Here is a 24,752-nt window from a genome sequence, read left to right on the forward strand (position 1 = left end):
CTGGCCGGTTCCTTCCGCACAGGCTCCCAGAAGCCGAACCGCCCATCATGAACGCCCCCGTTGACGTTTCCTTCTTCCATCGCGCCGCCAAGCCGCTGACCAGCTATCGTCCTTACTGGGCCAAGCGCTTCGGCACGGCCCCGTTCCTGCCGATGAGCCGGGCCGAGATGGAACAGCTTGGCTGGGACAGCTGCGACGTGATCCTGGTGACGGGCGACGCCTATGTGGATCACCCCAGCTTCGGCATGTCGGTGATCGGCCGGGTGCTGGAGGCACAGGGCTTTCGCGTGGGCATCATTGCCCAGCCTGACTGGCAAAGCGCCGAGGCCTTCAAGGCCCTGGGCCGGCCCAACCTGTTCTGGGGCGTGACGGCGGGCAACATGGATTCCATGATCAACCGCTACACGGCCGATCGCAAGATCCGCTCCGACGATGCCTACACGCCGGGCGACGTGGGCGGCAAGCGCCCTGACCGCGCGGCCATCGTCTACAGCCAGCGCTGCCGCGAGGCCTACAAGGACGTGCCCATCGTGCTGGGCGGCATCGAGGGCAGCCTGCGCCGCATCGCCCACTACGACTACTGGAGCGACAAGGTGCGCCGCTCCATCGTCGTGGACAGCAAGTGCGACATCCTGCTGTACGGCAACGCCGAACGCGCCCTGGTCGAGGTGGCCCACCGCCTGGCTGCGCGTGAGCCCGTGGAAAGCATTACCGATGTGCGCGGCACGGCCTTCTTCCGCCGCGAGTCGGAAGCGGGCTGGTTCGAGCTGGATTCCTCCGTGGTGGACGAGCCCGGCGTGGTCGAGCCCCACATCAACCCCTACATGACCACCAGCGAGCAGGCCGAGGCCCAGGGCCAGACCTGCTCCAAGGAAGAGGGTGATGCCGACGCGAAGCCGGACGGCGCCTCGGTCGCCGCCGTTCAGACCATCCAGTTCGTGCCCAACCCGTCGCTGCGCGGCAAGGGCAAGCAGCCGCCGCGCGACAAGACCGTGCTGCGCCTGCCCAGCTACGAGCAGGTCAAGGCCGATCCCATCCTCTACGCCCACGCCAACCGCGTGCTGCACCTGGAGACCAATCCCGGCAACGCCCGCGCCCTGGTCCAGGCCCACGGCGAAGGCGTGACCGCGCGCGATGTGTGGCTGAACCCGCCCCCCATCCCGCTGACCACGGCCGAGATGGACTGGGTCTTTGGCCTGCCGTATGCGCGCAGCCCCCATCCCAGCTATGCCGACGCCAACGGCAGCCATGAGGGCGAGACCAAGATCCCGGCCTGGGAGATGATCCGCACCTCGGTCAACATCATGCGCGGCTGCTTCGGCGGCTGCACCTTCTGCTCCATCACCGAGCATGAAGGCCGCATCATCCAGAGCCGCTCCGAGGAGTCCATCATCCAGGAGGTCGAGGACATCCGCGACAAGGTCAAGGGCTTCACCGGCACCATCTCCGACCTGGGCGGCCCCACGGCCAACATGTACCGCCTGGGCTGCAAGAGCCCCGAGATCGAGGCCGCCTGCCGCAAGCCCAGCTGCGTGTTCCCCGGCATCTGCCAGAACCTGCACACCGACCATGCCCCGCTGGTCAAGATCTACCGCCGCGCGCGCAATCTGCCGGGCATCAAGAAGATCCTGATCGGCTCGGGCCTGCGCTACGACTTGGCCGTGAAGTCGCCCGAGTACGTCAAGGAACTGGTGCAGCACCATGTGGGCGGCTACCTGAAGATCGCGCCCGAGCACACCGAATCCGGGCCGCTGACCAAGATGATGAAGCCGGGCATAGGCAGCTATGACCGCTTCAAGCAGATGTTCGAGCAGTTCAGCGAGGAAGCGGGCAAGAAGCAGTACCTGATTCCCTACTTCATCGCCGCCCACCCGGGCACCAGCGACGAGGACATGATGAACCTCGCCATCTGGCTGAAGAAGAACGGATTTCGCGCCGACCAGGTGCAGACCTTCTACCCCAGCCCCATGGCCACGGCCACGGCCATGTACCACTCGGGTCGCAACACCCTCACCAAGGTGCGTCGCCAGATGCGCGACGTGAACGAGGAGTCGGTGGACATCGTGCGCGGTGAAAAGCGCCGTCGCCTGCACAAGGCCTTCCTGCGCTACCACGACCCCAACAACTGGCCGCTGCTGCGCGAGGCCTTGAAGGCCATGGGCCGTGCCGACCTCATCGGCAACGGCAAGCAGCACCTGATCCCCACCTTCCAGCCCTTGGTCGATGGCGGCTACCAGAGCGCGCGCCGCAAGAACAGCACCCAGGGAACGGGCGTGGCCGCGCGTGCCGTTGTCTCCCAGCAGGGCAAGGCCTATGCCCTCAACAAGGCCGGTGGCAAGAGTGCGGGGCCGGGCAAGGCGCAGGCACAGGCCCGCGACCCCGGAGGCGACGTGCGCTTGCGCTCCAGCCAGCCCAAGCCCGGCCGCATGCTGACCCAGCACACGGGCCTGCCACCGCGCCCTGGCGTGGGCGGCTCCGCAGGCGCTGCCGGGGTCGGCCGCAAGGCCGCGCCGGGCGGGCGCAAGCCGCGCTGACGCGCCTCAGCCGACTGCCGGCGCCAGCGTGCCCTGCCATTCGCGGCGGGCGGCCTGGGCACCGCTTTCGAAGTACTGCGTGTCCAGCGGCACGGGCCGTGCCAGGGCAAAGCCCTGCGCGTAGTCCACGCCCACGGCCTGCAGGGCCTGGGCGATCTCCCGGCTTTCCACATACTCGGCCACCGTGCGCTTGCCCAGGATATGGCCTATGCGGTTGATCATCTCCACCATGGCGTGGTTGCTGGGGTCCTGGAGCATGTCGCGCACGAAGCCGCCGTCGATCTTCAGATAGTCCACGGGCAACTGCTTCAGATAGGTCAGCGAGGACATGCCCACGCCGAAGTCGTCCAGCGCAAAACGGCAGCCCAGCGTGCGCAGGGCCTGGATCAGCCGGGTGGCGCTGGACAGACTGGCGATGGCGCTGGTCTCGGTGATCTCGAAGCACAGCAGCTGCGGCGCGATGCCGTGCGTGCTCAGCTGCGCCTGCACAAAGTCCAGCAGCCCGTCGTCGTCGAGGCTGGGGCCTGACAGATTGATGGCGCAGGTGTCGATATGGCGCAGCGCGGCCGGATGCTCGGCCAGCGTGGCCAGCGTTCTGGCGATCACCCAGCGGTCGACGGTGGGCATGATGCCGTAGCGCTCTGCCGCGGGTATGAACGCGGCTGGCGAGATGATCTGGCCCTGCTCGTCGCGCAACCGCAGCAGCACCTCGAAATGCAGGCCGCGCTGGCCATCGGGCTGCAGCGGTGCAATGCTTTGTGCGTACAGGCAAAAGCGCTCCTGCTCCAGCGCCGTGCGTATGCGCGTGACCCATTCCATCTCGCTGACGTGGCGGGTGTATTCGCCGTCGTCGCTGCGGTAGACATAGATGCGGTTGCGGCCGCGCTCCTTGGCGCGGTAGCAGGCCATGTCGGCCATGCGCAGCAGGTCCTGGGCCGACTGGACCTCGCCGCCGATGTGGACCAGTCCAATGCTCAGTCCTGTGCGCAGCACCTGCTTGCCCCAGTGCACGTGCAGGGCTTCGGCAGCCTGGCGCAGCTTTTCGGCAATGCGCAGCGCGGGCTCGGGCGGACAGTTCTCCAGAAGAACGCCGAATTCGTCGCCGCCCAGGCGGGCCAGGGTGTCTGTCTCACGCAGGTTGTGCAGCAGCAGACGGCTGACCTCGCACAGCATTTCATCGCCCGCCGGATGGCCGCAGGTCTCGTTGATGAGCTTGAACTGGTCCAGATCCATGTACAGCAGGGCTGCGGGCCGCAGCCTGTGCTGGCCCTGGTTGAGCAGGCGCTGCAGGCGGCGCTCGAATTCCACGCGGTTCTCCAGCCCGGTCAGGCCGTCATGGCTGGCATGCCAGGAAAGCTGGTCCAGATACTGCTGCTCACGCGAGACATCCCTGAGCACGATCACCGCACCTGCCGGGCGCTCCCCGCCGCCGCTGATGGCCGAGCCCATGAGCTTGACCGGCACGATGCTGCGGTCATGGCGCCGCAGCCACCGCGTGTGCTCTTCGCGCAATTGCCGACCCGACAGCAGATGGGTCAGCAGGCTTTCCGCCGTCTGGGTGGTGTCGATGCTGTTGAAATGCAGGCCCTTGGCCAGGTGCCGTCCCTTGAGTTGCTGCTCGCTGCTGCCCAGCAGGCCCAGCGCGGCAGGGTTGGCATAGTCCACCACGCCCTGGGCGTCCGTGGTGATCACGGCATCGCCCAGCGATGCCAGCGTGGTCTGGGCCCTTTCCTTTTCGGTCAGCAGGTCGTTTTGCACCTGCTGGCGCTGCTGCAGCATGCGCCGCGTATGCCAGAGCGCCACCAGGATCAGCGCCACGCCCAGCATCAGGTGAATGCACTGCAGCCACATCACCATCTGCCGGGAGCTGCGACCCAGCGAGGCGCTGAACTGCTGGGTGGCGGGTGTGACGCCGGCGTTGATCTGCTCGATCTCGCGCTTCCAGGTGATGACGTCCTCGGCGCTCACGCTTCCCACGGTGTGGCGCTGCTCTATCTCCTGCGCCAGCCGGTCGAGCTGCTGCAGGTACTGGTCGCCCTGCTTCCAGTAACGATAGGGCTCCTCCAGCAGTTCGACATGGCGAAAAGTCTGCATCAGCCAGATCAGCGCGTCGGCATCGTCCGGGTGGTTGCCTCCCAGCAGAATGCCGGCGCGCGCGTCCTTGACCCTGGCCGGCACATCGTCCAGCGCCATGCGGGCCTGCCAGTCGCCTGCAGGAACGATCATGGCCTGCTCGAAGCGCGCCAGGTCGCGCGCCGAGCCGCTGTCCACATAGCGGCTCAGGGCGTAGATGGCATCCTTCTGTGCCTTGGACCACAGGCTTTCTCCGGCCACGAAGGCGCGCACCGCAGACACAAGGTAGAGGCTGCCGCTGGCCATGACCACCAGCACCACGACCACCAGCACCAGGGGCCAGATGCGCTGCACCAGCTGCAGTACCGGCACATGGGCTGGGGGCTGGCTTTGCATAGGCGGTGGACGGAAGGGGGACCCGGCGGCGGCCTTAGGCGCTGGCGCCGATGCGCTGCAGGCCAGGCGCTGAGTGGCTAGGTGGCTGACGCATCCCGGATAGCGGGGCGGTCGATGGATGTTCTCGAACCATGGGGCTGCCTCCAGATGAGCCGATTATGGGTGTTTCCAGATGTGTTCGGGTTGTCTGGTTGTATGCGCAGTTCTGATTTAAGAGGAGCAGGCTATCGCGGTAAAGAGGGTCGTCGGCAGCAGCATGTTCATACTCGGCGGGCAGCCGCGACCCAGGCGGCTTGTAGGCCGTGCGCAGATGCTGCCTTTCGGCATTCGCCTACAAGCGGCGCGAGGCCGCTGGCTGAGCGGCGAGCGGATGCAGGGGCAGGTCGTGGCGCTCGGCCAGGTCTGCCAGTTCGGCGCAGGACAGGGCAGCCAGGAAGGCTTCCAGGGCCGCATGCGTGGCCGGGTTGCGCATGCAGGCGATGCTGCCATCGCCCGGCACCGATGCTGCTGCGCACAGGCGTGCCGCGAAATGCGGCTCCAGTGCCGCCACGGCCACCGAACCGTCGGCGCAGGCATAGACGCGATAGCCTGCGTGTGCTCCGCCCACATCTCCGTCGGGCCGGGTCAGGCCCCAGTGCCAGGGCAGGGCCAGCCATTGCGCGGCCTGTGCCAGTCCTGTTTCCTGCAGGTTGCCGTGGCCGCTGCGCTGGCGCAGCAGCCAGGCCTTGAGCACGGCCTCGCTGGCCATCAGCGCACCGGCCATGTCGGCAAACAAGCTGGGTGGCATGGCGCCGCCCTGTACCAGCCCCGCCTCGGCCTGATAGGTCAGGTCATGGCCCGGCACATCGGCCAGGGCTCCCGCGCTGCCGACGATGCGCACCAGCGACAGCTGCGGATGGCGCTGCTGCAGCGACGCCCAGTCCAGCCCCAGCTTGGCCAGTGCGGCGGGGCGGAACGAGGTCAGCAGGATATCGGCGCTGTCCAGCGCCTTGTGCAGCGCGGCCTGTCCGTCCTCGGTCTTGAGCTGTGCCTGCCAGACCGCGATGCCCTGGTGCATGTCGGAATAGGCCTGCGGGCTGTAGAGCGCCATCGGGTCCGCGCCGGCAGGCCCTGGCTGCGCAGAGGGCGGCTCCAGCTTGCTGCACTGCGCGCCCATGGCCGCGCAGCGCATCAGGGCGGCGGGACCCGGCAGGTTCAGTGCCAGGCTCAGAATGCGTACGCCGGACAGGGGCAGCCCGTCTGCAGGCGAGGAGGTGACGGCAGTGAGGCAGGCGTGATCTGGCATGGGAATGGAGCGTCTCGTTCTTCATTCGATGTTTCGGCTGCCCGGATGATCGCACCGGTACCCGCGCAGACCTGGCGCATACCGGACTGCCAGGATGCAAAAACCGCCCGCACAAAGAAAATGCCGCCAGGGCAGGGAGCGCTGGCGGCATGCCTTCTCACCCGGCGCAGGGCCAGATGGCTGGGGTGGCGGTCAGACCACCTTGGCGATCGACTGGCAGACGTAGTCGATGTTCTTGCTGTTGAGCGCAGCCACGCACATGCGGCCCGTGTCCGTGCCGTAGACGCCGAACTCGGTGCGCAGGCGCACCATCTGGTCCTTGCTGAGGCCGGAGTAGCTGAACATGCCGATCTGCGTGGTGATGAAGCTCATGTCCTGCTGGACGCCGGCAGCCTTCAGGCCATCCACCAGCTTCTGGCGCATGGCCTTGATGCGCACGCGCATCTCGCCCAGTTCCTTTTCCCACAGGGCGCGCAGCTCGGGGTTGTTCAGCACGGCCGCCACCACGGCGCCACCATGGGTGGGCGGGTTGGAATAGTTGGTGCGGATCACGATCTTGAGCTGGCTCAGCACGCGGGCCGCCTCTTCCTTGTCGTTGGCGACCACCGACAGTGCGCCCACGCGCTCGCCGTACAGGCTGAAGCTCTTGGAGAACGAGGTCGAGACGAAGATGTTCAGGCCGGCGGCCACGAACTTGCCGATCACGGCGCCGTCTTCGGCAATGCCGTGGCCAAAGCCCTGGTAGGCCATGTCAAGGAAGGCCACCAGGCCCTTGGCCTTGACGGCGGCAATCACCTGGTCCCACTGCTCGGCCGTGATGTCGTAGCCGGTCGGGTTGTGGCAGCAGGCGTGCAGCACCACGATGGTGCCAGGGGCCGCTGCGTTCAGGTCGGCCAGCATGCCTTCGAAGTTCACCTTGCGGTTGACGGAATCGTAGTAGGCATAGGTGCCCACCTCGAAACCGGCGTTCGTGAAGATGGCCTTGTGGTTTTCCCAGCTCGGGTCGGAGATCAGCACCTTGGCAGCGGGGCTGATCTTCTTGAGGAAGTCGGCGCCGATCTTCAGGCCGCCGGTGCCGCCGATGGCCTGCACCGTGGACACGCGGCCGGACTTGACGACGTCGGACTCGGCGCCGAACACCAGGCCCTTGACTGCGGCATCATAGGCAGCGATGCCGTCGATGGGCAGGTAGCCGCGGGCCGTGGGCTTGTCCATCATCGCCTTCTCGGCGGCCTGCACGCACTCGAGCAGGGGCAACTTGCCGTTGTCGTCGAAGTACACGCCCACGCCCAGATTCACCTTGCTGGGGTTGGTGTCGGCAGCGAACTGCTCGTTCAGACCCAGGATGGGGTCGCGGGGGGCCATTTCGACGGCGGTAAACAGAGACATGAAGCGTCCTTGGGATGTCTTGGGAGGTGGAAAAAACGCGGCTAGCCCCAAGCTGCGGTAGGCTTTCGGGTTAACCCATGAATTCTAGCGATCTCGCCGGCCGATACCCACTTTTGCGAACCCACGTCATGCACGAAGTCTCTGATTCCTCTCCAGCACCTGCGGCCTCGGGCCAGTTCGTGCATTTCGCGGACTCCCCCTTCGAGCTGTTCCAGCCCTATCCACCGGCTGGCGACCAGCCCGCCGCCATTGAGAAGCTGGTCGAGGGCATCCAGGACGGTGAATCCTTTCAGACCCTGCTGGGCGTGACGGGCTCGGGCAAGACCTTCACCATGGCCAACGTGATCGCCCGCCTGGGTCGTCCGGCCATCGTCTTCGCACCCAACAAGACACTGGCCGCACAGCTGTACAGCGAGTTCCGCGAGTTCTTTCCCAAGAACTCCGTCGAGTACTTCGTCAGCTACTACGACTACTACCAGCCCGAGGCCTACGTGCCCCAGCGCGACCTTTTCATCGAAAAGGACAGCGCCATCAACGAGCACATCGAGCAGATGCGGCTTTCGTGCACCAAAAGTCTCATGGAGCGGCGCGACGTGGTCATCGTGGCCACGGTCTCGGCCATCTACGGCATCGGCGAACCCGAAAGCTACCACCGCATGATCATGACGCTGCGTACCGGCGACCGCATCAACCAGCGCGACGTCATCGCGCAGCTGATCCGCATGCAGTACCAGCGCAACGACCAGGACTTCAGCCGCGGCAAGTTCCGCGTGCGCGGCGACACCATCGATGTCTTCCCCGCCGAGCATTCCGAGCTGGCCATCCGCATCGAACTTTTCGACGACGAGGTTGAAAGCCTGCAGCTGTTCGACCCGCTCACGGGCCGCGTGCGCCAGAGCATTCCGCGCTTCACTGTCTACCCCAGCAGCCACTACGTCACGCCGCGCGACAAGGTGCTGGCCGCCGTGGAAACCATCAAGCTGGAACTGGCCGAGCGGCTCAAGCAACTGGTGGGTGACGGCAAGCTGGTCGAGGCCCAGCGCCTGGAGCAGCGCACGCGCTTCGACCTTGAAATGCTCACCGAGGTCGGCCACTGCAAGGGCATCGAGAACTACACGCGCCACCTCTCCGGCGCAGCCCCGGGCGAGCCCCCCAGCACATTGACCGACTACCTGCCCAGCGACGCGCTCATGTTCCTGGACGAGAGCCACCAGATGATCGGTCAGCTCAACGCCATGTACAGCGGCGATCGCTCGCGCAAGACCACGCTCGTGGAGTACGGCTTTCGGCTGCCGTCGGCGCTGGACAACCGGCCGCTGAAATTCGAGGAATTCGAGCGGCGCATGCGCCAGGTCATCTTTGTCTCGGCCACGCCGGCAGACTACGAAAAAACCCACTCAGGTCAGATCGTGGACCAGGTTGTGCGCCCGACGGGGCTGATCGACCCCGAAATCGAAGTGCGCCCAGCCACCAACCAGGTGGATGACGTGCTGCAGGAAATCCGCCTGCGCGTCGAGCGCGGGGAGCGTGTTCTCATCACCACGCTCACCAAGCGCATGGCCGAGCAGCTCACCGACTACCTGAGCGAAAACGGGGTCAAGGTGCGCTATCTGCACTCCGATGTGGAGACGGTGGAGCGCGTGGAGATCATTCGTGACCTGCGTCTGGGCGTCTTCGACGTTCTCGTGGGCATCAACCTGCTGCGAGAGGGCTTGGACATCCCTGAAGTCTCGCTGGTCGCCATCCTCGATGCCGACAAGGAAGGCTTTCTTCGCGCCGAGCGAAGTCTCATCCAGACCATCGGCCGCGCAGCACGCAACCTGCACGGCAAGGCCATCCTTTACGCGGACAGGATCACGGAGTCGATGAAGAAGGCCATCGGCGAGACCGAGCGCCGCCGCGCCAAGCAAATGGCGTTCAACGAGGAAAACGGCATTGAACCCAAGCAGATTGTCAAGCGGGTGAAAGACCTGATTGATGGTGTCTACAGCGAAAAAAGCGGCAAGGAAGCGGAACGTCTGGAGGCCAATCAGCTCGAAAGAGCGCGTGTCGAGGACATGTCCGAAAAAGATGTGGCCAAGGAAATCAAGCGTCTGGAGAAGCAGATGCTCGAACATGCGCGCAGCCTGGAGTTCGAACAGGCGGCGCGGGTGCGCGATCAGCTGGCACTGCTCAAGGAGCAACTGTTCGGAGGCTCTTCCGCGCAGGTTTCCTGAGGCGGTGCCTTGTCTGAAGCCTGTTGGCTCTTGTTACCCGACAAAATTGATGGGGAATGTGGTACACTCAGGGTCAACACTCAACAACAACAAAAACTTCGATGAAAAGAAGGGCTCTGAACCTTTTGAACAGGACGGAGTAAGGGCGGAGACTGTGCCCAACTCCAGTCAAATCGCTGGAGCGGGTGTTTCTGTAACGTACAAGCCTGACTGAAGGAGCTCGTAATGCGTCTCACCACCAAAGGCCGTTTTGCGGTCACTGCCATGATCGATCTGGCCCTGCGCCAGAACAATGGCCCTGTTACGCTGGCTGCCATCAGCCAGCGACAGCAGATTTCCCTGTCGTATCTCGAACAGCTGTTCGGCAAGCTGCGCCGCCATGAACTCGTCGAGTCCACCCGTGGACCCGGCGGCGGCTACACGCTGGCCCGCAAGGCTGGCGACATCACCGTGGCCGACATCATCGTCTCCGTGGACGAGCCCATTGACGCCACCCAATGCGGCGGCAAGGAAAATTGTCTGGGCGAAGCAGGCCGCTGCATGACGCATGAACTGTGGGCGGCATTGAATCAGCGCATGGTCGAGTTCCTCGATTCCGTGACGCTGCAAAAGCTCGTCGACGAACAATTGGCCAAGGGCATCCAGATCGAGGACAAGCCCGTAGTGCGTCGTGCGATTTCCACGGCCCCCGTGGTCAAGCCCATCCGCGTGAATGCACCGAACTCGGTATTCGCGCTGGGCAACGCCTTCGCCAAGTCCTGATCGACTTTTGACACCCTGAGGGCAGGGCGCCGCTGCGCATGGCTGTGTGGCGCGGTGCTGCCCGCCCGGATGGATTCACCGGAGTTCATCGCCTTCCCGATTTTTGCCAGCCGGAACTTTGATAAGAGCCAGTCATGGACATGACCCCGCATTTCCCCATCTATCTCGACTATGGCGCGACCACTCCCGTGGACCCTCGCGTGGTGGACGCCATGATCCCATGGTTGCGTGAGCACTTCGGCAACGCTGCATCGCGCAGCCATGCCTGGGGTTGGGAGGCCGAAGAGGCCATCGAGAAGGCCCGCGGCCAGGTGGCGGATCTGATTGGCGCGGATCCCCGTGAAATTGTGTGGACCAGTGGCGCGACCGAGTCCATCAATCTTGCCATCAAGGGTGCGGCGCACTTCTATCAAGGCAAGGGCAAGCATCTGATCACGCTCAAGACCGAGCACAAGGCCGTGCTCGACACCATGCGTGAACTCGAGCGCCAGGGCTTTGAGGTGACCTACATGGACGTGCAGCCTGATGGTCTGCTCGACATTGAGGCCTTCAAGGCCGCGCTGCGCCCCGACACCATTTTGGTCAGCGTGCTCTTCGTAAACAACGAAATCGGCGTCATCCAAGACATTCCCACCATCGGCGCGCTGTGCCGCGAGAAGGGCATCCTGTTCCATGTGGATGCTGCGCAGGCTACGGGCCGCGTGGAGATCGACATGTCCAAGTTGCCGATCGACCTGATGAGCATGACCGCGCACAAGACCTACGGTCCCAAGGGCGTGGGTGCCCTGTACGTGCGCCGCAAGCCGCGTGTGCGCCTGGAGGCGCAGATCCACGGCGGTGGTCATGAGCGTGGCATGCGTTCGGGTACGCTGCCCACGCACCAGATCGTCGGCATGGGCGAGGCTTTCCGCATCGCCAAGGAAGAGATGGTCGAGAGCAATGCCAAGGCCTATGCGCTGCAACAGCGCCTGCTCAACGGTTTGAAGGATCTGGAACAGGTCTTCATCAACGGCAGCATGGAGCACCGTGTGCCTCAGAACCTGAACATGAGCTTCAACTTCGTCGAAGGCGAGTCGCTCATCATGGGCATCAAGGGGCTGGCAGTGTCGTCGGGCTCCGCTTGCACTTCGGCCAGCCTGGAGCCCAGCTATGTGCTGCGTGCCCTCGGTCGCAGTGACGAGCTGGCGCACAGCAGCCTGCGCATGACCATCGGCCGTTTCACGACCGAGGAAGAAATCGACTACGCGATCAGCACTATCCGCACCAATGTGGTCAAGCTGCGCGAACTCAGCCCGCTGTGGGAGATGTACAAGGACGGCATCGACCTCAGCACCATCCAGTGGGCGGCGCACTGAGCGTCGACCGGCACGCGAATCAAGTATTGAAGAGGTAGACATCATGGCTTATTCCGACAAAGTGGTAGACCACTACGAAAACCCCCGCAACGTGGGTTCGTTCGACAAGAGCGACGAATCGGTGGGCACCGGCATGGTCGGCGCGCCTGCCTGTGGCGACGTGATGAAGCTGCAGATCAAGGTCAACCCTGAAACCGGCGTCATTGAAGATGCCCGTTTCAAGACCTATGGCTGTGGCTCGGCAATCGCCTCGTCTTCGCTGGTGACCGAGTGGGTCAAGGGAAAGACGCTGGATGAAGCGGCTGCGCTGAAGAACAGCCAGATCGCCGAAGAACTGGCCCTGCCTCCCGTCAAGGTGCACTGCTCCATCCTGGCCGAAGACGCCATCAAGGCCGCAGTGGACGACTACCGTGCCAAGCGCACTGCGGTGGTGGCCGCCTGATATGGCGATCTCGCTGACCGAGTCCGCGGCCCGCCATGTGAGCCGCTACCTGTCGCGCCGCGGCAAGGGCATCGGCGTGCGCCTTGGGGTCAAGACCACGGGCTGCTCTGGCCTGGCCTACAAGCTGGAGTATGTGGACGAACAGTTGCCCGAGGATGTGATCTTCGAGGACCACGGCATCAAGGTGCTGGTCGACCCCAAGAGCCTGGCCTATATCGATGGCACGGAACTGGACTTCGTGCGTGAGGGCTTGAACGAAGGCTTCAAGTTCCACAACCCCAACGAGCGCGATCGCTGCGGCTGCGGCGAGAGCTTTCGCATCTGACCGGCATTTGCCGGGGGGTCAGGCTCTGGTGGCCTGGCGGCATGCCCGGCAGGCCCTGACTTTTCTACTCCCTCAAGAGGCCGCCATCGCTTCGGTGCTGGCGGCTTTTTATCGACATGAACCTGCAATCGGACGATTTCGAGCTGTTTGCGCTGCCGCGCCAATTTGCGCAGGAGCGCAGCACCATTGACGCGCGCTGGAAGGAGTTGCAGCGCGAGGCCCATCCTGACCGCTTTGCCTCCCAGGGCGCAGCTGCGCAGCGTGTGGCCATGCAATGGTCGGTACGCATCAACGAGGCCTATCAACGGCTGAAAGAGCCGCTCAGGCGAGCAGCCTATCTTTGCGAATTGCTGGGTGCACCCGTGCGTGCCGAGGACAACACCTCCATGCCCACCGCCTTTTTGATGCAGCAGATGGAATGGCGCGAGGCGCTGGACGATGCGCAGGACGAGGCCGCCTTGGACGCGCTGGACGGCGAAGTGTCGCAGGCCAGAAAGAGCATGCTGGCCGAATGCGGCCGCCAGCTCGATGAACTGCACGATGCCCAGGCGGCCGTGCAGCAGGTCAGAGCCCTCATGTTTGTTGCGCGATTTGCGCAGGACATAGAGCGTCGCCGCGATCAACTGGGACAATAGTCCGCGACCCGAACCTCCCACGAGAGTCCCTCATTCACAAGGCAGGCCGGCCGGCCCGGACCTGCAATTTCCCCGAGTATTTCCATGGCGCTTTTGCAGATTTCCGAACCCGGTCAGTCCCCCGATCCCCACCAGCGACGCATTGCCGTGGGTATCGACCTGGGCACCACCCATTCGCTGGTCGCCGCAGTCCGCAATGGCGTGGCCGAATGCCTGCCGGATGATCAGGGCCAGGTACTGCTGCCTTCCGTCGTGCGCTATCTGCCCCAGGGACGCCGCGAGATCGGCTACGCCGCGCAGGCGGCGCTGTCCACCGATGCGGGCAACACCATCGCCTCGGCCAAGCGCTTCATGGGCCGTACGCTGGCGGACATCGACGCGCCGGAGAAGCTGCCTTACCGCTTTGCTGAGCAAGAAGCCGGTCGTGGCGTGATCGGGATCGAGACCATCGATGGCACGAAGACCCCCGTGGAAGTCAGCGCCGAGATCCTGGCCACGCTGCGCTTTCGCGCCGAGGACACTTTCAACGACGACATCCATGGCGCGGTCATCACCGTGCCAGCCTACTTTGACGACGCGCAGCGCCAGGCCACCAAGGATGCGGCCAAGCTCGCCGGCATCAACCTGCTGCGCCTGATCAACGAGCCCACGGCTGCCGCCATTGCCTATGGCCTGGACAACGGCTCCGAAGGTGTTTACGCCGTCTACGATCTGGGTGGCGGCACTTTCGATATTTCGGTCCTGCGCCTGTCCCAGGGTGTGTTCGAGGTCGTCTCCACGGGGGGGGACTCGGCCTTGGGTGGCGATGACTACGATGCGGCACTGGCTGAGTGGGTGGCCCAGCAGACCGGCGTGGTTCCGCAGACCGCCGAGGACAAGGCCCGCTGGCGCATGGCGGCACGCCTTTGCAAGCAGGCATTGACGGATGCTCAGGCCGCCACGTTCACGGCAGAGCTGTCCACCGGCACTGTGCATTTCGATGTCAAGCGTGGCGACTTCGATGCGAGCACGGCCCATCTGACGGCTCGCTCGCTGGCGGCGGTGCGCCGCGCACTCAAGGACGCTGGCCTGACGCGCGACGAGGTGCAGGGCGTGGTCCTGGTCGGTGGTTCCACCCGCATGCCCCAGGTGCGTGAGGCAGTGGCCCAGTTCTTTGGCCGCGATCCTCTCGTCAACCTCAATCCCGATGAAGTCGTGGCGTTGGGCGCTGCCATTCAGGCCAATCAACTCGCGGGCAACAGTTCCAGCGGCGACATGCTGCTGCTGGATGTGATTCCCCTGTCGCTGGGTGTGGAGACCATGGGCGGTCTGGTGGAGCGCATCATCACGCGCAACGAGACCATTCCCACGGCCCGCGCCCAGGACTTCACCACCTACAAGGATGGGCAGACGGCCCTGGCCATTCATGTGGTGCAGGGTGAGCGCGATCTTGTGGCGGACTGCCGCAGCCTGGCGCGTTTCGAACTGCGCGGCATCCCGCCCATGGCAGCCGGCGCGGCGCGCATCCGCGTGACCTTCACCGTGGATGCCGACGGCCTGCTGTCGGTGGGTGCCAAGGAGCAGATCAGCGGCGTCGAGGCGCATATCCATGTCAAGCCCTCGTACGGCCTCTCGGACGACGAGGTTGCCCGCATGCTGCAGGACGGCTTTGCCACGGCCCAGCAGGACATTCAGGCGCGCGCGCTGGTGGAGGCGCGTGTCGATGCCGACCGCATGCTCATGGCCACGGAGAGCGCGCTGCAGGCCGATGGCGATGTGCTGGCTGCAGACCAGCGCGCAGCCATCGACGCTCTGGTCGACGCCCTGCGCGCCAGCGTGGGCTCCGAGGATGCCGCCGTCATCGAGGCCGCAACACAGGCGCTGGCCAAGGGCACGGAGTCCTTTGCCGCCGAGCGCATGAACCGCAGCATCCAGCAGGCCCTGGCCGGCAAGAGCGTGCAATCCCTTTCCTGATTTCTGATCCGAACGCAGATCCGCCATGCCCGTTATCAAAATACTTCCCCACGCCGAATACTGTCCTCAGGGTGCCGAAATCGAGGCGCCTGCCGGCACCTCCATCTGCGAGGCACTGCTGGACAACAACATCAAGATCGAGCACGCCTGCGACATGAGCTGTGCATGCACCACCTGCCACGTGGTGGTCAAGGCAGGCTACAACTCGTTGAACGAGGCCGAGGAAGAGGAAGAAGATCTGCTGGACCGCGCATGGGGCCTGCAGCCGCAGTCCCGCCTGTCCTGCCAGGCCATCCTGGCGCGCGAGGACGTGACCATCGAGATTCCCAAGTACTCGCTCAACCACGCCAAGGAAAACCACTGAGGACCCAGCACATGTCGCGTCAAATCATTCTCGACACGGAAACCACGGGCCTGTCCGCCGACAACGGCGACCGGCTCATCGAGCTGGGGTGCGTGGAGATGGTCAACCGCAAGCTGACCGGCAACAACCTGCATCTGTACTTCAATGCGGGGCGCGACAGCCATCCGGACGCGCTGCGCGTGCACGGCATCACCACCGAGTTCCTCAAGGACAAGCCTCGCTTCGAGCAAAAGGTCGATGAGATCTGGGAGTATCTGCAAGGCGCTGAACTCATCATTCACAACGCGCCTTTCGATCTGGGATTCCTGAACAAGGAGCTGGAGCTTGCCAACCGCCCGCCGATCAGGCAGTGCGTGAGCGGTGTCATCGACACCCTGGTCATGGCCAAGGAAATGTTCCCAGGCAAGCGCAACTCGCTGGACTCGCTGTGCGACCGCCTGGAAGTGGACAACTCCGGGCGCACGCTGCACGGCGCCTTGCTGGATGCGGAACTGCTGGCCGATGTCTACATCAACCTCACGCGAGGCCAGGAGGCCCTGCTGATGGTGGAGGAGCCGGCCCAGTCCGAGGGCGGCCTGGTGGTCGCGCAGGTCGATCTGCGCAGCTTCAGGCTGCGCGTGGTGAGCGCCAATGATCAGGAGCTGGCCGCGCACGAGGACGTGATGGTGCAGATGGATAAATCGAGCGGCGGCAAGACAATTTGGCGCAGCTTCGAAAATCAGTCCTAGAAGTTATGACATAATCTAAGTCTTGTCGCAGTAACGACATATGGGTGATTAGCTCAGCGGTAGAGCACTGCCTTCACACGGCAGGGGTCACATGTTCGATCCATGTATCACCCACCAGTTTTTCCAGGGAAGCGGGCCTCACAGCCGGCTTCATGGGTGATTAGCTCAGCGGTAGAGCACTGCCTTCACACGGCAGGGGTCACATGTTCGATCCATGTATCACCCACCAATTTTTTCCAAGGAAGCATGGCCTCGCAGCCATGCTTCACGGGTGATTAGCTCAGCGGTAGAGCACTGCCTTCACACGGCAGGGGTCACATGTTCGATCCATGTATCACCCACCAATTTTTTCCAAGGAAGTACGGCCTCGCAGCCGTGCTTCACGGGTGATTAGCTCAGCGGTAGAGCACTGCCTTCACACGGCAGGGGTCACATGTTCGATCCATGTATCACCCACCATTCAAGCCCTCCTGAAACTTGTTCAGGAGGGCTTTTCCGTTTTGGTTGCTCCCATTTGTTCCAGGTCCTGGATATTCCAGTGCAGCCCGGTGATCTGCGGCGTATTCGTATCTGGCGCGGTCTGATAATCAGTGGCTGAACGACGAAAGGGCAGGCAGGATGAGCGAGCAGGTCGATTGCGTGGTGGTGGGGGCGGGCGTCGTGGGGCTGGCCGTGGCCAGGGCCCTGGCGTTGCAGGGCAGGGAAGTCATGGTGCTGGAGGCAGCTGAAGCCATTGGTACGGGCACCAGTTCGCGCAACAGCGAGGTCATCCATGCCGGCATCTACTATCCCCAGGGTTCGCTGAAGGCCCGGTTTTGCGTCGAAGGCCGCAAGCGTCTCTATGCCTATTGCGAGGAACGCGGCGTTGCCCACCAGCGCTGCGGCAAGCTCATCGTGGCAACGGATGAGGCGCAGCGCGGCCAGCTCCAGGCCATTGCGCGCAAGGCCGAGGCCAATGGCGTCAATGATCTGCGCTGGCTGGATGGCCCCGAGGCACGGGCCTTGGAGCCTGCGCTGCAGTGTGTGGCGGCACTGCATTCGCCCAGCACCGGCATCATCGACAGCCACGGCCTGATGCTGGCTCTGCAGGGCGATCTCGAAAACGCAGGCGGCATGGTGGTCTGCCATGCCGAGGTGCAGGAGGCCGCCGCAACGTCTGGCGGCGTGTGGCTGCGCACCGCCGACGGCACGCAGCTGCAGGCGCGTAGCCTGGTCAACGCGGCAGGCCTGAATGCCCCGTTGCTGGCGGCGCGCCTGCAAGGCTTTCCGCAGCAGTTGGTTCCACGCGCCTTCTATGCCAAGGGCAACTATTTCACACTGTCCGGGCGCGCGCCGTTCTCGCGCCTCATCTATCCCGTGCCCGAGGCTGCAGGTCTGGGCGTTCATCTCACGCTGGACATGGGTGGACAGGCCAAGTTCGGCCCCGATGTGCAGTGGGTGGAAAGCGCAAGCGATCTGCAGGTCGATCCAGCGCGCGCCGACGCCTTCTATGCAGAGATCCGCCGGTACTGGCCGGCCCTGGCCGATGGCGCGCTGGTGCCCGGCTACGCTGGCATCCGTCCCAAGATCAGCGGTCCTGGCGAGGCGGCGGCAGACTTCACGATCCAGGGACCGCAGGTCCATGGCGTTGCGGGCGTGGTGCAGTTGCTGGGCATCGAATCGCCGGGTCTGACCAGCTGCCTGGCCATCGGCGCACATGTGGCGAAGCTGCTGGCCTGATGGTCTGCCGGTCCACGACACACGGCCACGGCAGGCCTTGTCTGACAAGGCTCAGGCCCCCTCGCTTCCCGGAAGCCAGGGAACAATTGGATAAGATGCTTGCATGTAACAAGGGCCTGCCCATGTTGCGTGACAGGTATCGGGCGACATGATTGCCTGCTCCCCGCTGTATTTGTTTTCACCTCAATAGAAAGGCTCATCATGACGAAGTCGATCACTGAAACCGTCTCCACCGCGCAAGCCGATCTTGAAAAACTGGTCAGCGACCTGCGTGGCCTGCTGTCTGCCAAGGAGCTGGATGCCGTGCCGGAAATCCACATGCTGCGCCAGCGCATCGATGACGGCATGTCCAATGTGCGTGACTCGGCTGTGCGCGCCGCGCAGGAAGCGGCCCGCCAAGCCAAGGATGCCGCCTATGCGGCGGATCGCTATGCCCACGACGAGCCGTGGCGTGTGGCTGGCGCAGCCCTGGCTGTGGGCGCCTTGCTGGGCTTCATGCTGGGCCGTCGCTGATCAACGGCATGCCTGACCAGAAAAGGATGCCTGTGAACTGGATTTCCCTTCTGGGTTTGGATGCCTGGGTGGCGCGCTGGCGTGCTGCCGTGATCGAGCTGGCCATTGCCGCCGAGGACCGTACCGACCTGGCTCGGCTTGAATGGGTCCAGCACAAGCGCAGCATGCAGACCGTGGTCGTGCTGCTGATTGCGCTGGCCGGACTCAGCGTCGTGGTCATGCTCATGCTGTCCGTGGCGGTGCTGGTGCAGTTCTGGGACACCGAGCACCGCGTGATGGTGGCCTGGCTGCTGTTTGGCGGCTGGCTGGCTATCCTTGCAATTGCCTTGTGGCAGTTGCTTGCGGCCGTACGACGTCTGGCACGCCCTTTCATCCTCACCCGCAACGAGCTGAGCCAGGACTGGCAGGCGCTGAAGAAGAGGCTGTAATCATGGTCAATGCTTCCAACGCTTCCCAATCCCGCGACGAGGTTGCGCGGCCTAGGCCCACGGGCCCCAATGCGGCGCTGTGGCCCACTTCCACCGTGGAGCAGCAGCAGGTGATGCAGCGCATTGCCCAGCAGCGCGAGCGCCTCAGGGCGCGCTCGGCGGCCGTGGCCCAGGCCCGGGCGCTGAGCCGTGCCGCCACACACGTGCGCCCGGATGCACCGCTGATCGAGCGCGTCGCAACGTTTGCGCGTCTGCACCCCGTGGCCGTGGGCGTGGCGGCTGCCGCTGCCTTGGTCATTGGGCCGCGCAAACTGATCCGCATCGGCACCACACTCATGCCTTTGCTGGCACGCCTTCAGCAGCGCAGGGGCTGAGATAAGGCCTTGCAAGGCTTCTTGCACAAAAAACGCCCGGCATGCCGGGCGTTTTCTTTGGTCAGCACGCGGATTACGCGGCAGTCAACGCAGTTGCGCGATGGCCCGTGCGGCCTCTGGTACCAAGCAGGGGCCCCGATAGATCAGGCCGCTGTAGATCTGGACCACATCGGCGCCCGCCCGGATCTTGCTGACCGCATCTTCGCCGCTGAGAATGCCTCCCACGCCGATGATGGGGTAGCGGCTTCCCAGCGCAGAGCGCAGTTGGCGGATGACCTGGTTGCTGGCCTCCAGCACCGGCGCGCCGGAAAGGCCGCCCGTTTCTTCGGCGTGGGGCAGGCCCTTGACGGCATCCCGGCTGATCGTGGTGTTGGTGGCGATCACGCCGTCCATGCCGTGGCGCTGCAGCGTGGTGGCGATGACGCCGACCTGCTCCTCATCCAGGTCGGGTGCGATCTTCACGAACACCGGCGCCCGCTTGCCGTGCTGCGTGGCCAGTTGCTCGCGCCGCTCGGCAATCGCTCCCAGCAAGGCATCCAGCGCTTCGTCGCTTTGCAGGGCACGCAGATTCTTGGTGTTGGGCGAGCTGATGTTCACCGTCACGTAGTCGGCATGCGGGTAGACGCCATCGAGCGCCTTGAGGTAGTCGCTGGTGGCTTCTTCGATGGGCGTGCTGGCGTTCTTGCCGATGTTCAGCCCCAGCAGCATGGGCTTGCCCATGGCGCGGGCCTGTGAGCGCTTGACGTTGCTCAGGAAGGCATCGAGGCCTTCGTTGTTGAAGCCCAGTCGGTTGATCAGCGCATTGCGTTCGGGGATGCGGAACATGCGCGGCTTGGGGTTGCCGGGCTGCGCGCGCGGAGTCACGGTGCCCACCTCGACGAAGCCGAAGCCCATGGCGGCCAGTGCATCGATACAGCGTGCGTTCTTGTCCAGGCCTGCAGCCATGCCGACGCGATTGGGGAACCTGAGCCCGGCAAGCTCGACGGGATCACTCACCATGGGTTGGGCCCAGGCCTGCTGCAGGAGCGTGTTCTGCCCCTTTGCCATCAGGTTCATCGTGAGATCGTGGGCGGATTCGGGGTCCATGCCGAAGAGAAAGGGACGGGTCAGGGCGTAGGGGATCAAAGACATGGGGATAATCGAAGGATTACCTGGATTTTCCCTCATGACGACATCTGCTGCCTCTTTTTCCCAAGATGAACTCAAAGCCCTGGTCGGGCAAGCCGCTCTGGCCTACGTAGTGCCTGGCGAAATCGTCGGCGTCGGCACGGGCTCGACGGTCAACAAGTTCATCGATGCGCTGGCCACCATCAAGGACCAGATCCCTGGGGCCGTGTCCAGCTCCGTGGCCAGCACCGAGCGCCTGAAGGCGCTGGGCATCAAGGTGCTGGATGCCAACGAGGTGGACCGCCTGTCGGTATACATCGATGGCGCCGACGAGATCGACGGTCGGGGCTACATGGTCAAGGGCGGGGGCGCGGCACTGACGCGCGAGAAAATCGTTGCGGCGCTGGCCGAGCGCTTTGTCTGCATCGCCGATGCCTCCAAGCGCGTCGAGGTGCTGGGAGACTTTCCGCTGCCGGTGGAGGTGATTCCCATGGCTGCTGCCCAGATTGCCCGGCGTTTCGAGGCCAGGGGTGGCCGGGCCGAGATCCGCATGAAGGACGGCGCTCCTTTGGTGACGGACAACGGCCAGCACATTCTTGATGTGCGCGGCCTGAAGATTGCTGCGCCGCTGGCCTTTGAGTCCGAGGTCAACCAGTGGCCCGGCGTGGTCACCGTGGGCGTTTTTGCGCACCAGAAGGCATCGGTCTGCCTGCTGGGCACGCCTGAAGGCGTGCAGACGCTCGACTATTGAGGCAGGAACCCGGTCCTGGCCTCTCGGCTGCTAGCCGATGCTCTCGAACACCGCAGCGCCTGCGGTCCAGACGAGCAGGGCCATGCCACCGATACACAGCGCGCGCAATGAGGCTTGCGTGCGCTGCTTTTTGATGCGCTGAATGAGCCAGGTGACGGCCGCCAGCCCGGCGTAGATGGCAAAGAAGCCAGCCGTCGTCATGTAGTAGGCCAGGCGGTTGAGACCGTTGCCCAGGCCTCCGTCATGCATGAACCACAGCGTGATCAGGCAGGGCACCAGCACCAGGCACGTTAGCCGCAACGGCTCTCGCCACGAAGGCCTTGCCACCAGTACCCACCCGATGAGCGCAGGCAGGCCCACAAGAATGCCCAGCCTGGCCAAGGTCCAGGCCACGTCGGACAGCATGGAATCCACGGCCGGGCTCCTGACGGCGGCAGTGTCTGCCTAGAAGCTCAGGCCTGCGGGGTTGTCGCTGGTGCGTGCACCTGGCGCGGGGGCGGGTATGGGGGCGCGCCTGTTTGCCTGCTCCTCGGCGGTGGGTGCTGCGGCGGGCGCTGATGCGGCCGGTGCGGCAGGCTTGGGTGTGGTCAGGGGCTGCGCGGGTGGCCGCTTGTACTGGGCTGGCAGCTGGGAGCTTGCGGGGTAGCCTGCGGCATCCAGGTACTGCGTCCATTCGCTGGAGGAGAAGCCGGTCAGAAACTGCTTGCCGATGGTGGCAAACGGCAGTCCGGTCTGCCCGCTGAGCTTGTTCAGGGCTGCCGCGTCCGCCTCGGTCTGCACCAGGCGCTCGGCATAGGGGATGCCCCGGGACTGCAGCAACTGACGAGCGCTATCGCAGGGCGTGCAATCGGACGAGGAGTACAGCGTCACTGGAAAGCGGCTCGCAATCTGGCGCAGCGCATAGGGCAGGCCTGCGTTGCTGTCCGGGGCGCCCGCCACTGCCTGGGCGGCGGGCGCTGCCTGCGGCTGTGCGCTTTGGGCGGGGCGGTCCGAGAAGGTGACTTTTCCGTCCGGCCCGACGATACGGTAGACCTGCTGCGCGGCGGCTGGCAGCGCGGCGGCAAGGCAGGCGAGGGCGAGGCATGGCATCAGGTGGCGCAGGGCGCCGTGGCCAAGGCTGGGAGAAGACTGCATGGACGATCTCGGTTTCGGAAGAAGGGTTTCGTGCCGGGGCGGCGACCACTCGCCGGATGGATGCCCGCACAGGAGTGCCTGCAAGCATAGCGTGCCATTCATCCTGGGCCATCTTCTGGAGTCGCAGGATGTGGCTGCGCGCATCCGGTGGAGTTGCCGGGCCAGGAAAAAGCGCCCCATCGGGGCGCTGCAGACCGGGTTGCCAGGCTCAGGCCTCGGCCATGCCCTGGTGGCGCAATAGCGCGTCCAACTGGGGTTCGCGGCCACGGAAGGCCTTGAACGACTCCATCGCCGGGCGGGATCCGCCGGCTTCAAGAATGGCCTCGCGGTAGCGGCGGCCTGTCTCGGGGTTGGGGGTTCCATCGGCCAGCATGGTTTCCTCGAAGGCCGCATAGGCATCCGCCGAGAGGACTTCGGCCCACTTGTAGCTGTAGTAGCCCGCTGCGTAGCCGCCTGCAAAGATGTGGCTGAAGGTATGGGCCGAGCGGCTGTAGGCGGGCGAGGGCAGCACGGCCACTTCGGCGCGAACCTGGGCCAGCAGCGGCATGATGTCGGCCTTCGGATCGTGCTCGGTGTGCAGCAGCATGTCGAACAGCGAGAACTCGATCTGGCGCAGCGTCTGCATGCCCGACTGGAAGTTCTTGGCCGCGATCATCTTGTCGTACAGTGCGCGCGGCAGTGGCTCGCCCGTGTCCACGTGGGCGGTCATGTGCTTGAGCACTTCCCACTCCCAGCAGAAGTTTTCCATGAACTGGCTCGGCAGTTCCACCGCGTCCCATTCCACGCCCGCGATGCCCGAGACATCGCGCTCGTTGACCTGGGTCAGCATGTGGTGCAGGCCATGGCCTGTCTCATGGAACAGCGTGATCACGTCATCGTGCGTGAGCAGGGCCGGCTTGCCGTCAACGCCGGTGGCAAAGTTGCAGACCAGGTGCGCGACCGGCGTCTGCAGCTTGTGGCTGTCGGGGCGCAGCCAGCGGGTGCGTACATCGTCCATCCAGGCGCCGCCGCGCTTGCCCGAACGCGCGGGCTGGTCCAGGTAGAACTGGCCGACCAGTTGGGGGCCTTGTGGCGTGCTGCGCTCGATGCGATAGAACTCGACAGCGGGATGCCACACCGGCGCCACGTCGCGGCGGATGGCCACGTCGAACAGCGTCTCCACGATCTTGAACAGGCCGGCCAGTACCTTGGGGGCGGGGAAGTATTGCTTGACCTCTTGCTCGCTGAAGGCATAGCGCGCTTCCTTGAGCTTTTCGGAGATATAGGCCCAGTCCCAGGGTTGGGGATCGGCCAGGCCCAGTTCCTTGCGTGCGAAGCTGCGCAGGTCGGCGACATCCTTTTCGGCATAGGGGCGGGCGCGGTGCGCGAGGTCACGCAGGAAGTCGATCACCTGCTGCGGCGAATGCGCCATCTTGGGAACCAGCGAGATCTCGCCGAAGTTGCGGTAGCCCAGCAGTTGCGCCTCTTCCTTGCGCAGGGCAAGTATTTCGGAAATGTTGGCCGTGTTGTCGAAGCGGCGGGCATCGCCCTCTGCCTGGTCGGAGGCGCGTGTCACATAGGCGCGGTAGAGCTTTTCGCGCAGCGCGCTGCTGGTGGCGAACTGCATCACGGGCAGGTAGCAGGGCATCTTCAGCGTGAGCTTGAAGCCTTGCTTGCCTTCGGCTTCGGCGGCGGCACGGGCGGCCTGGCACACGTCCTGGGGCACACCGTCCAACTCATCGGCCGTGGCGTAGTAGGCAAAGGCATCGGTGGCATCCAGCGCGTTCTCGCTGAACTTCTGCGTGAGTTCGGCCGAGCGTTCCTGAATCTTGGCAAAGCGCAGCTTGGCTTCACCCTGCAGCTCCGCGCCAGACAGCACGAAATTGCGCATGGCATGGTCCCATGCGGCGCGCTGCTCCACGTTGAGCGTGGCAGGGTCGATGGCCTTGTACTTGGCGTACAGCCGCTCGTCGGCGCCCAGGCGCGTCCAGAACTCGGTGACCTTGGGCAGGGATTCGTTGTAGGCAGCGCGCAGCTCGGGTGTATCGGCCACGCTGTTGAGGTGGCTGACGGCGCCCCAGGCGGTCCCCAGCTTCTCGGTGGCGACATCGAGCACGGCGGAGATCGAATCCCAGCGCGCGGGGAAGTCAGGTGCCGTGACGGTCTCCAGGGCCTCGCAGGCCCCGGTCAGAAGATGGTCGATGGCCGGGCCGACGTCGGCGGGGCGGATGCGATCGAACAGGGGCAGGTCGGAGGATTCGAGGAGGGGATTGCTCATGCGTGTCAGATG

The 24,752-nt window shown here is 64.6% G+C and carries 22 protein-coding genes and 4 tRNA genes; 19 read left to right on the forward strand and 7 right to left on the reverse strand.

All coding sequences use genetic code 11. The annotated features are described in order from the left end of the window. Nucleotides 1-47 precede the first annotated feature (47 nt). Nucleotides 48-2,534, forward strand: coding sequence for a YgiQ family radical SAM protein (locus tag ACRSCF_RS13480; RefSeq protein ID WP_046987224.1), 2,487 nt, complete (start codon nt 48-50; stop codon nt 2,532-2,534). Nucleotides 2,535-2,540: 6 nt separating this feature from the next. Here the strand turns inward: ACRSCF_RS13480 and ACRSCF_RS13485 are convergent, their stop codons facing one another. From ACRSCF_RS13485 to ACRSCF_RS13495, 3 genes are all read right to left on the reverse strand, one after another. Then, a complete protein-coding gene (locus ACRSCF_RS13485) occupies nt 2,541-5,003 on the reverse strand; it encodes an EAL domain-containing protein (RefSeq protein ID WP_017403936.1) in 2,463 nt (820 codons plus the stop codon). A 331-nt stretch (nt 5,004-5,334) separates the two neighbouring features. Further along, nucleotides 5,335-6,288: a CoA transferase gene (locus ACRSCF_RS13490; RefSeq protein WP_034365917.1), complete on the reverse strand. Its 954-nt coding sequence runs from the start codon at nt 6,286-6,288 to the stop codon at nt 5,335-5,337. A gap of 192 nt (nt 6,289-6,480) precedes the next feature. Next, a complete protein-coding gene (locus tag ACRSCF_RS13495; RefSeq protein ID WP_016451689.1) occupies nt 6,481-7,677 on the reverse strand; it encodes an amino acid aminotransferase in 1,197 nt (398 codons plus the stop codon). 128 nt (nt 7,678-7,805) lie between these two features. Between ACRSCF_RS13495 and uvrB the strand changes: the two genes are divergently transcribed. From uvrB to ACRSCF_RS13580, 17 genes are all read left to right on the forward strand, one after another. Further along, nucleotides 7,806-9,893: an excinuclease ABC subunit UvrB gene (gene uvrB / locus ACRSCF_RS13500; RefSeq protein ID WP_034365932.1), complete on the forward strand. Its 2,088-nt coding sequence runs from the start codon at nt 7,806-7,808 to the stop codon at nt 9,891-9,893. Nucleotides 9,894-10,118: 225 nt separating this feature from the next. After that, nucleotides 10,119-10,655: a Fe-S cluster assembly transcriptional regulator IscR gene (gene iscR, locus ACRSCF_RS13505; protein WP_012205825.1), complete on the forward strand. Its 537-nt coding sequence runs from the start codon at nt 10,119-10,121 to the stop codon at nt 10,653-10,655. 134 nt (nt 10,656-10,789) lie between these two features. After that, on the forward strand, nt 10,790-12,010 hold the full coding sequence (locus ACRSCF_RS13510) for an IscS subfamily cysteine desulfurase (protein WP_017403940.1): 1,221 nt from the start codon (nt 10,790-10,792) through the stop codon (nt 12,008-12,010). 43 nt (nt 12,011-12,053) lie between these two features. Further along, complete coding sequence (iscU, locus tag ACRSCF_RS13515; protein WP_016447123.1) at nt 12,054-12,452, forward strand: Fe-S cluster assembly scaffold IscU; 399 nt, start codon at nt 12,054-12,056, stop codon at nt 12,450-12,452. A 1-nt stretch (nt 12,453) separates the two neighbouring features. Then, nucleotides 12,454-12,777: an iron-sulfur cluster assembly protein IscA gene (gene iscA, locus ACRSCF_RS13520; protein WP_016447122.1), complete on the forward strand. Its 324-nt coding sequence runs from the start codon at nt 12,454-12,456 to the stop codon at nt 12,775-12,777. A gap of 116 nt (nt 12,778-12,893) precedes the next feature. Then, nucleotides 12,894-13,412: a Fe-S protein assembly co-chaperone HscB gene (hscB, locus tag ACRSCF_RS13525; protein WP_016447121.1), complete on the forward strand. Its 519-nt coding sequence runs from the start codon at nt 12,894-12,896 to the stop codon at nt 13,410-13,412. Nucleotides 13,413-13,496: 84 nt separating this feature from the next. Then, nucleotides 13,497-15,365: a Fe-S protein assembly chaperone HscA gene (hscA, locus tag ACRSCF_RS13530; RefSeq protein ID WP_016451691.1), complete on the forward strand. Its 1,869-nt coding sequence runs from the start codon at nt 13,497-13,499 to the stop codon at nt 15,363-15,365. A 25-nt stretch (nt 15,366-15,390) separates the two neighbouring features. After that, entirely contained in the window at nt 15,391-15,729 is a 339-nt protein-coding gene (gene fdx / locus ACRSCF_RS13535; protein ID WP_013802212.1) for an ISC system 2Fe-2S type ferredoxin, read from the forward strand. 11 nt (nt 15,730-15,740) lie between these two features. After that, nucleotides 15,741-16,457, forward strand: a complete 717-nt coding sequence (gene dnaQ, locus ACRSCF_RS13540) for a DNA polymerase III subunit epsilon (RefSeq protein WP_016447119.1) — start codon at nt 15,741-15,743, stop codon at nt 16,455-16,457. A gap of 42 nt (nt 16,458-16,499) precedes the next feature. Further along, nucleotides 16,500-16,574 (forward strand) — tRNA-Val (locus tag ACRSCF_RS13545). A 37-nt stretch (nt 16,575-16,611) separates the two neighbouring features. Further along, nucleotides 16,612-16,686: transfer RNA gene (locus ACRSCF_RS13550), tRNA-Val, on the forward strand. Between the two features lie 40 nt (nt 16,687-16,726). Next, nucleotides 16,727-16,801, forward strand: a tRNA-Val gene (locus ACRSCF_RS13555). 40 nt (nt 16,802-16,841) lie between these two features. After that, nucleotides 16,842-16,916 (forward strand) — tRNA-Val (locus tag ACRSCF_RS13560). Nucleotides 16,917-17,075: 159 nt separating this feature from the next. Further along, nucleotides 17,076-18,176, forward strand: a complete 1,101-nt coding sequence (locus ACRSCF_RS13565; protein ID WP_034365914.1) for an NAD(P)/FAD-dependent oxidoreductase — start codon at nt 17,076-17,078, stop codon at nt 18,174-18,176. A 201-nt stretch (nt 18,177-18,377) separates the two neighbouring features. Beyond that, nucleotides 18,378-18,689 (forward strand): DUF883 domain-containing protein, encoded by a 312-nt coding sequence (locus tag ACRSCF_RS13570; RefSeq protein ID WP_016447117.1) that lies wholly within the window; start codon nt 18,378-18,380, stop codon nt 18,687-18,689. An 8-nt stretch (nt 18,690-18,697) separates the two neighbouring features. Then, nucleotides 18,698-19,117 (forward strand): phage holin family protein, encoded by a 420-nt coding sequence (locus ACRSCF_RS13575; protein ID WP_016447116.1) that lies wholly within the window; start codon nt 18,698-18,700, stop codon nt 19,115-19,117. 2 nt (nt 19,118-19,119) lie between these two features. Next, on the forward strand, nt 19,120-19,491 hold the full coding sequence (locus tag ACRSCF_RS13580) for a hypothetical protein (protein ID WP_034365910.1): 372 nt from the start codon (nt 19,120-19,122) through the stop codon (nt 19,489-19,491). Between the two features lie 84 nt (nt 19,492-19,575). Here ACRSCF_RS13580 and ACRSCF_RS13585 read toward each other — a convergent pair whose 3' ends face one another. After that, nucleotides 19,576-20,622, reverse strand: a complete 1,047-nt coding sequence (locus ACRSCF_RS13585) for a quinone-dependent dihydroorotate dehydrogenase (protein ID WP_046239218.1) — start codon at nt 20,620-20,622, stop codon at nt 19,576-19,578. Nucleotides 20,623-20,656: 34 nt separating this feature from the next. Here ACRSCF_RS13585 and rpiA point away from each other — a divergent pair, with 34 nt between their 5' ends. After that, a complete protein-coding gene (gene rpiA, locus ACRSCF_RS13590) occupies nt 20,657-21,349 on the forward strand; it encodes a ribose-5-phosphate isomerase RpiA (protein WP_016451695.1) in 693 nt (230 codons plus the stop codon). Between the two features lie 30 nt (nt 21,350-21,379). On the opposite strand, the gene ACRSCF_RS13595 is transcribed toward rpiA, so the two are convergent. The 3 genes from ACRSCF_RS13595 to ACRSCF_RS13605 all read right to left on the reverse strand — a co-directional run bounded on the left by ACRSCF_RS13595 (nt 21,380) and on the right by ACRSCF_RS13605 (nt 24,740). After that, nucleotides 21,380-21,754: a hypothetical protein gene (locus ACRSCF_RS13595; protein ID WP_227469563.1), complete on the reverse strand. Its 375-nt coding sequence runs from the start codon at nt 21,752-21,754 to the stop codon at nt 21,380-21,382. A gap of 39 nt (nt 21,755-21,793) precedes the next feature. Further along, complete coding sequence (locus ACRSCF_RS13600) at nt 21,794-22,483, reverse strand: glutaredoxin family protein (RefSeq protein WP_034365907.1); 690 nt, start codon at nt 22,481-22,483, stop codon at nt 21,794-21,796. Nucleotides 22,484-22,691: 208 nt separating this feature from the next. Continuing rightward, nucleotides 22,692-24,740 carry a M3 family metallopeptidase gene (locus ACRSCF_RS13605; RefSeq protein WP_017405846.1) on the reverse strand — a complete coding sequence of 683 codons (2,049 nt, stop codon included), beginning with the start codon at nt 24,738-24,740 and terminating at the stop codon, nt 22,692-22,694. Nucleotides 24,741-24,752: the final 12 nt, after the last annotated feature.

The organism is Delftia sp. 11MD (assembly GCF_050907895.1).
In the GTDB taxonomy this organism is placed as follows: Bacteria; Pseudomonadota; Gammaproteobacteria; order Burkholderiales; family Burkholderiaceae_C; genus Comamonas; species Comamonas tsuruhatensis.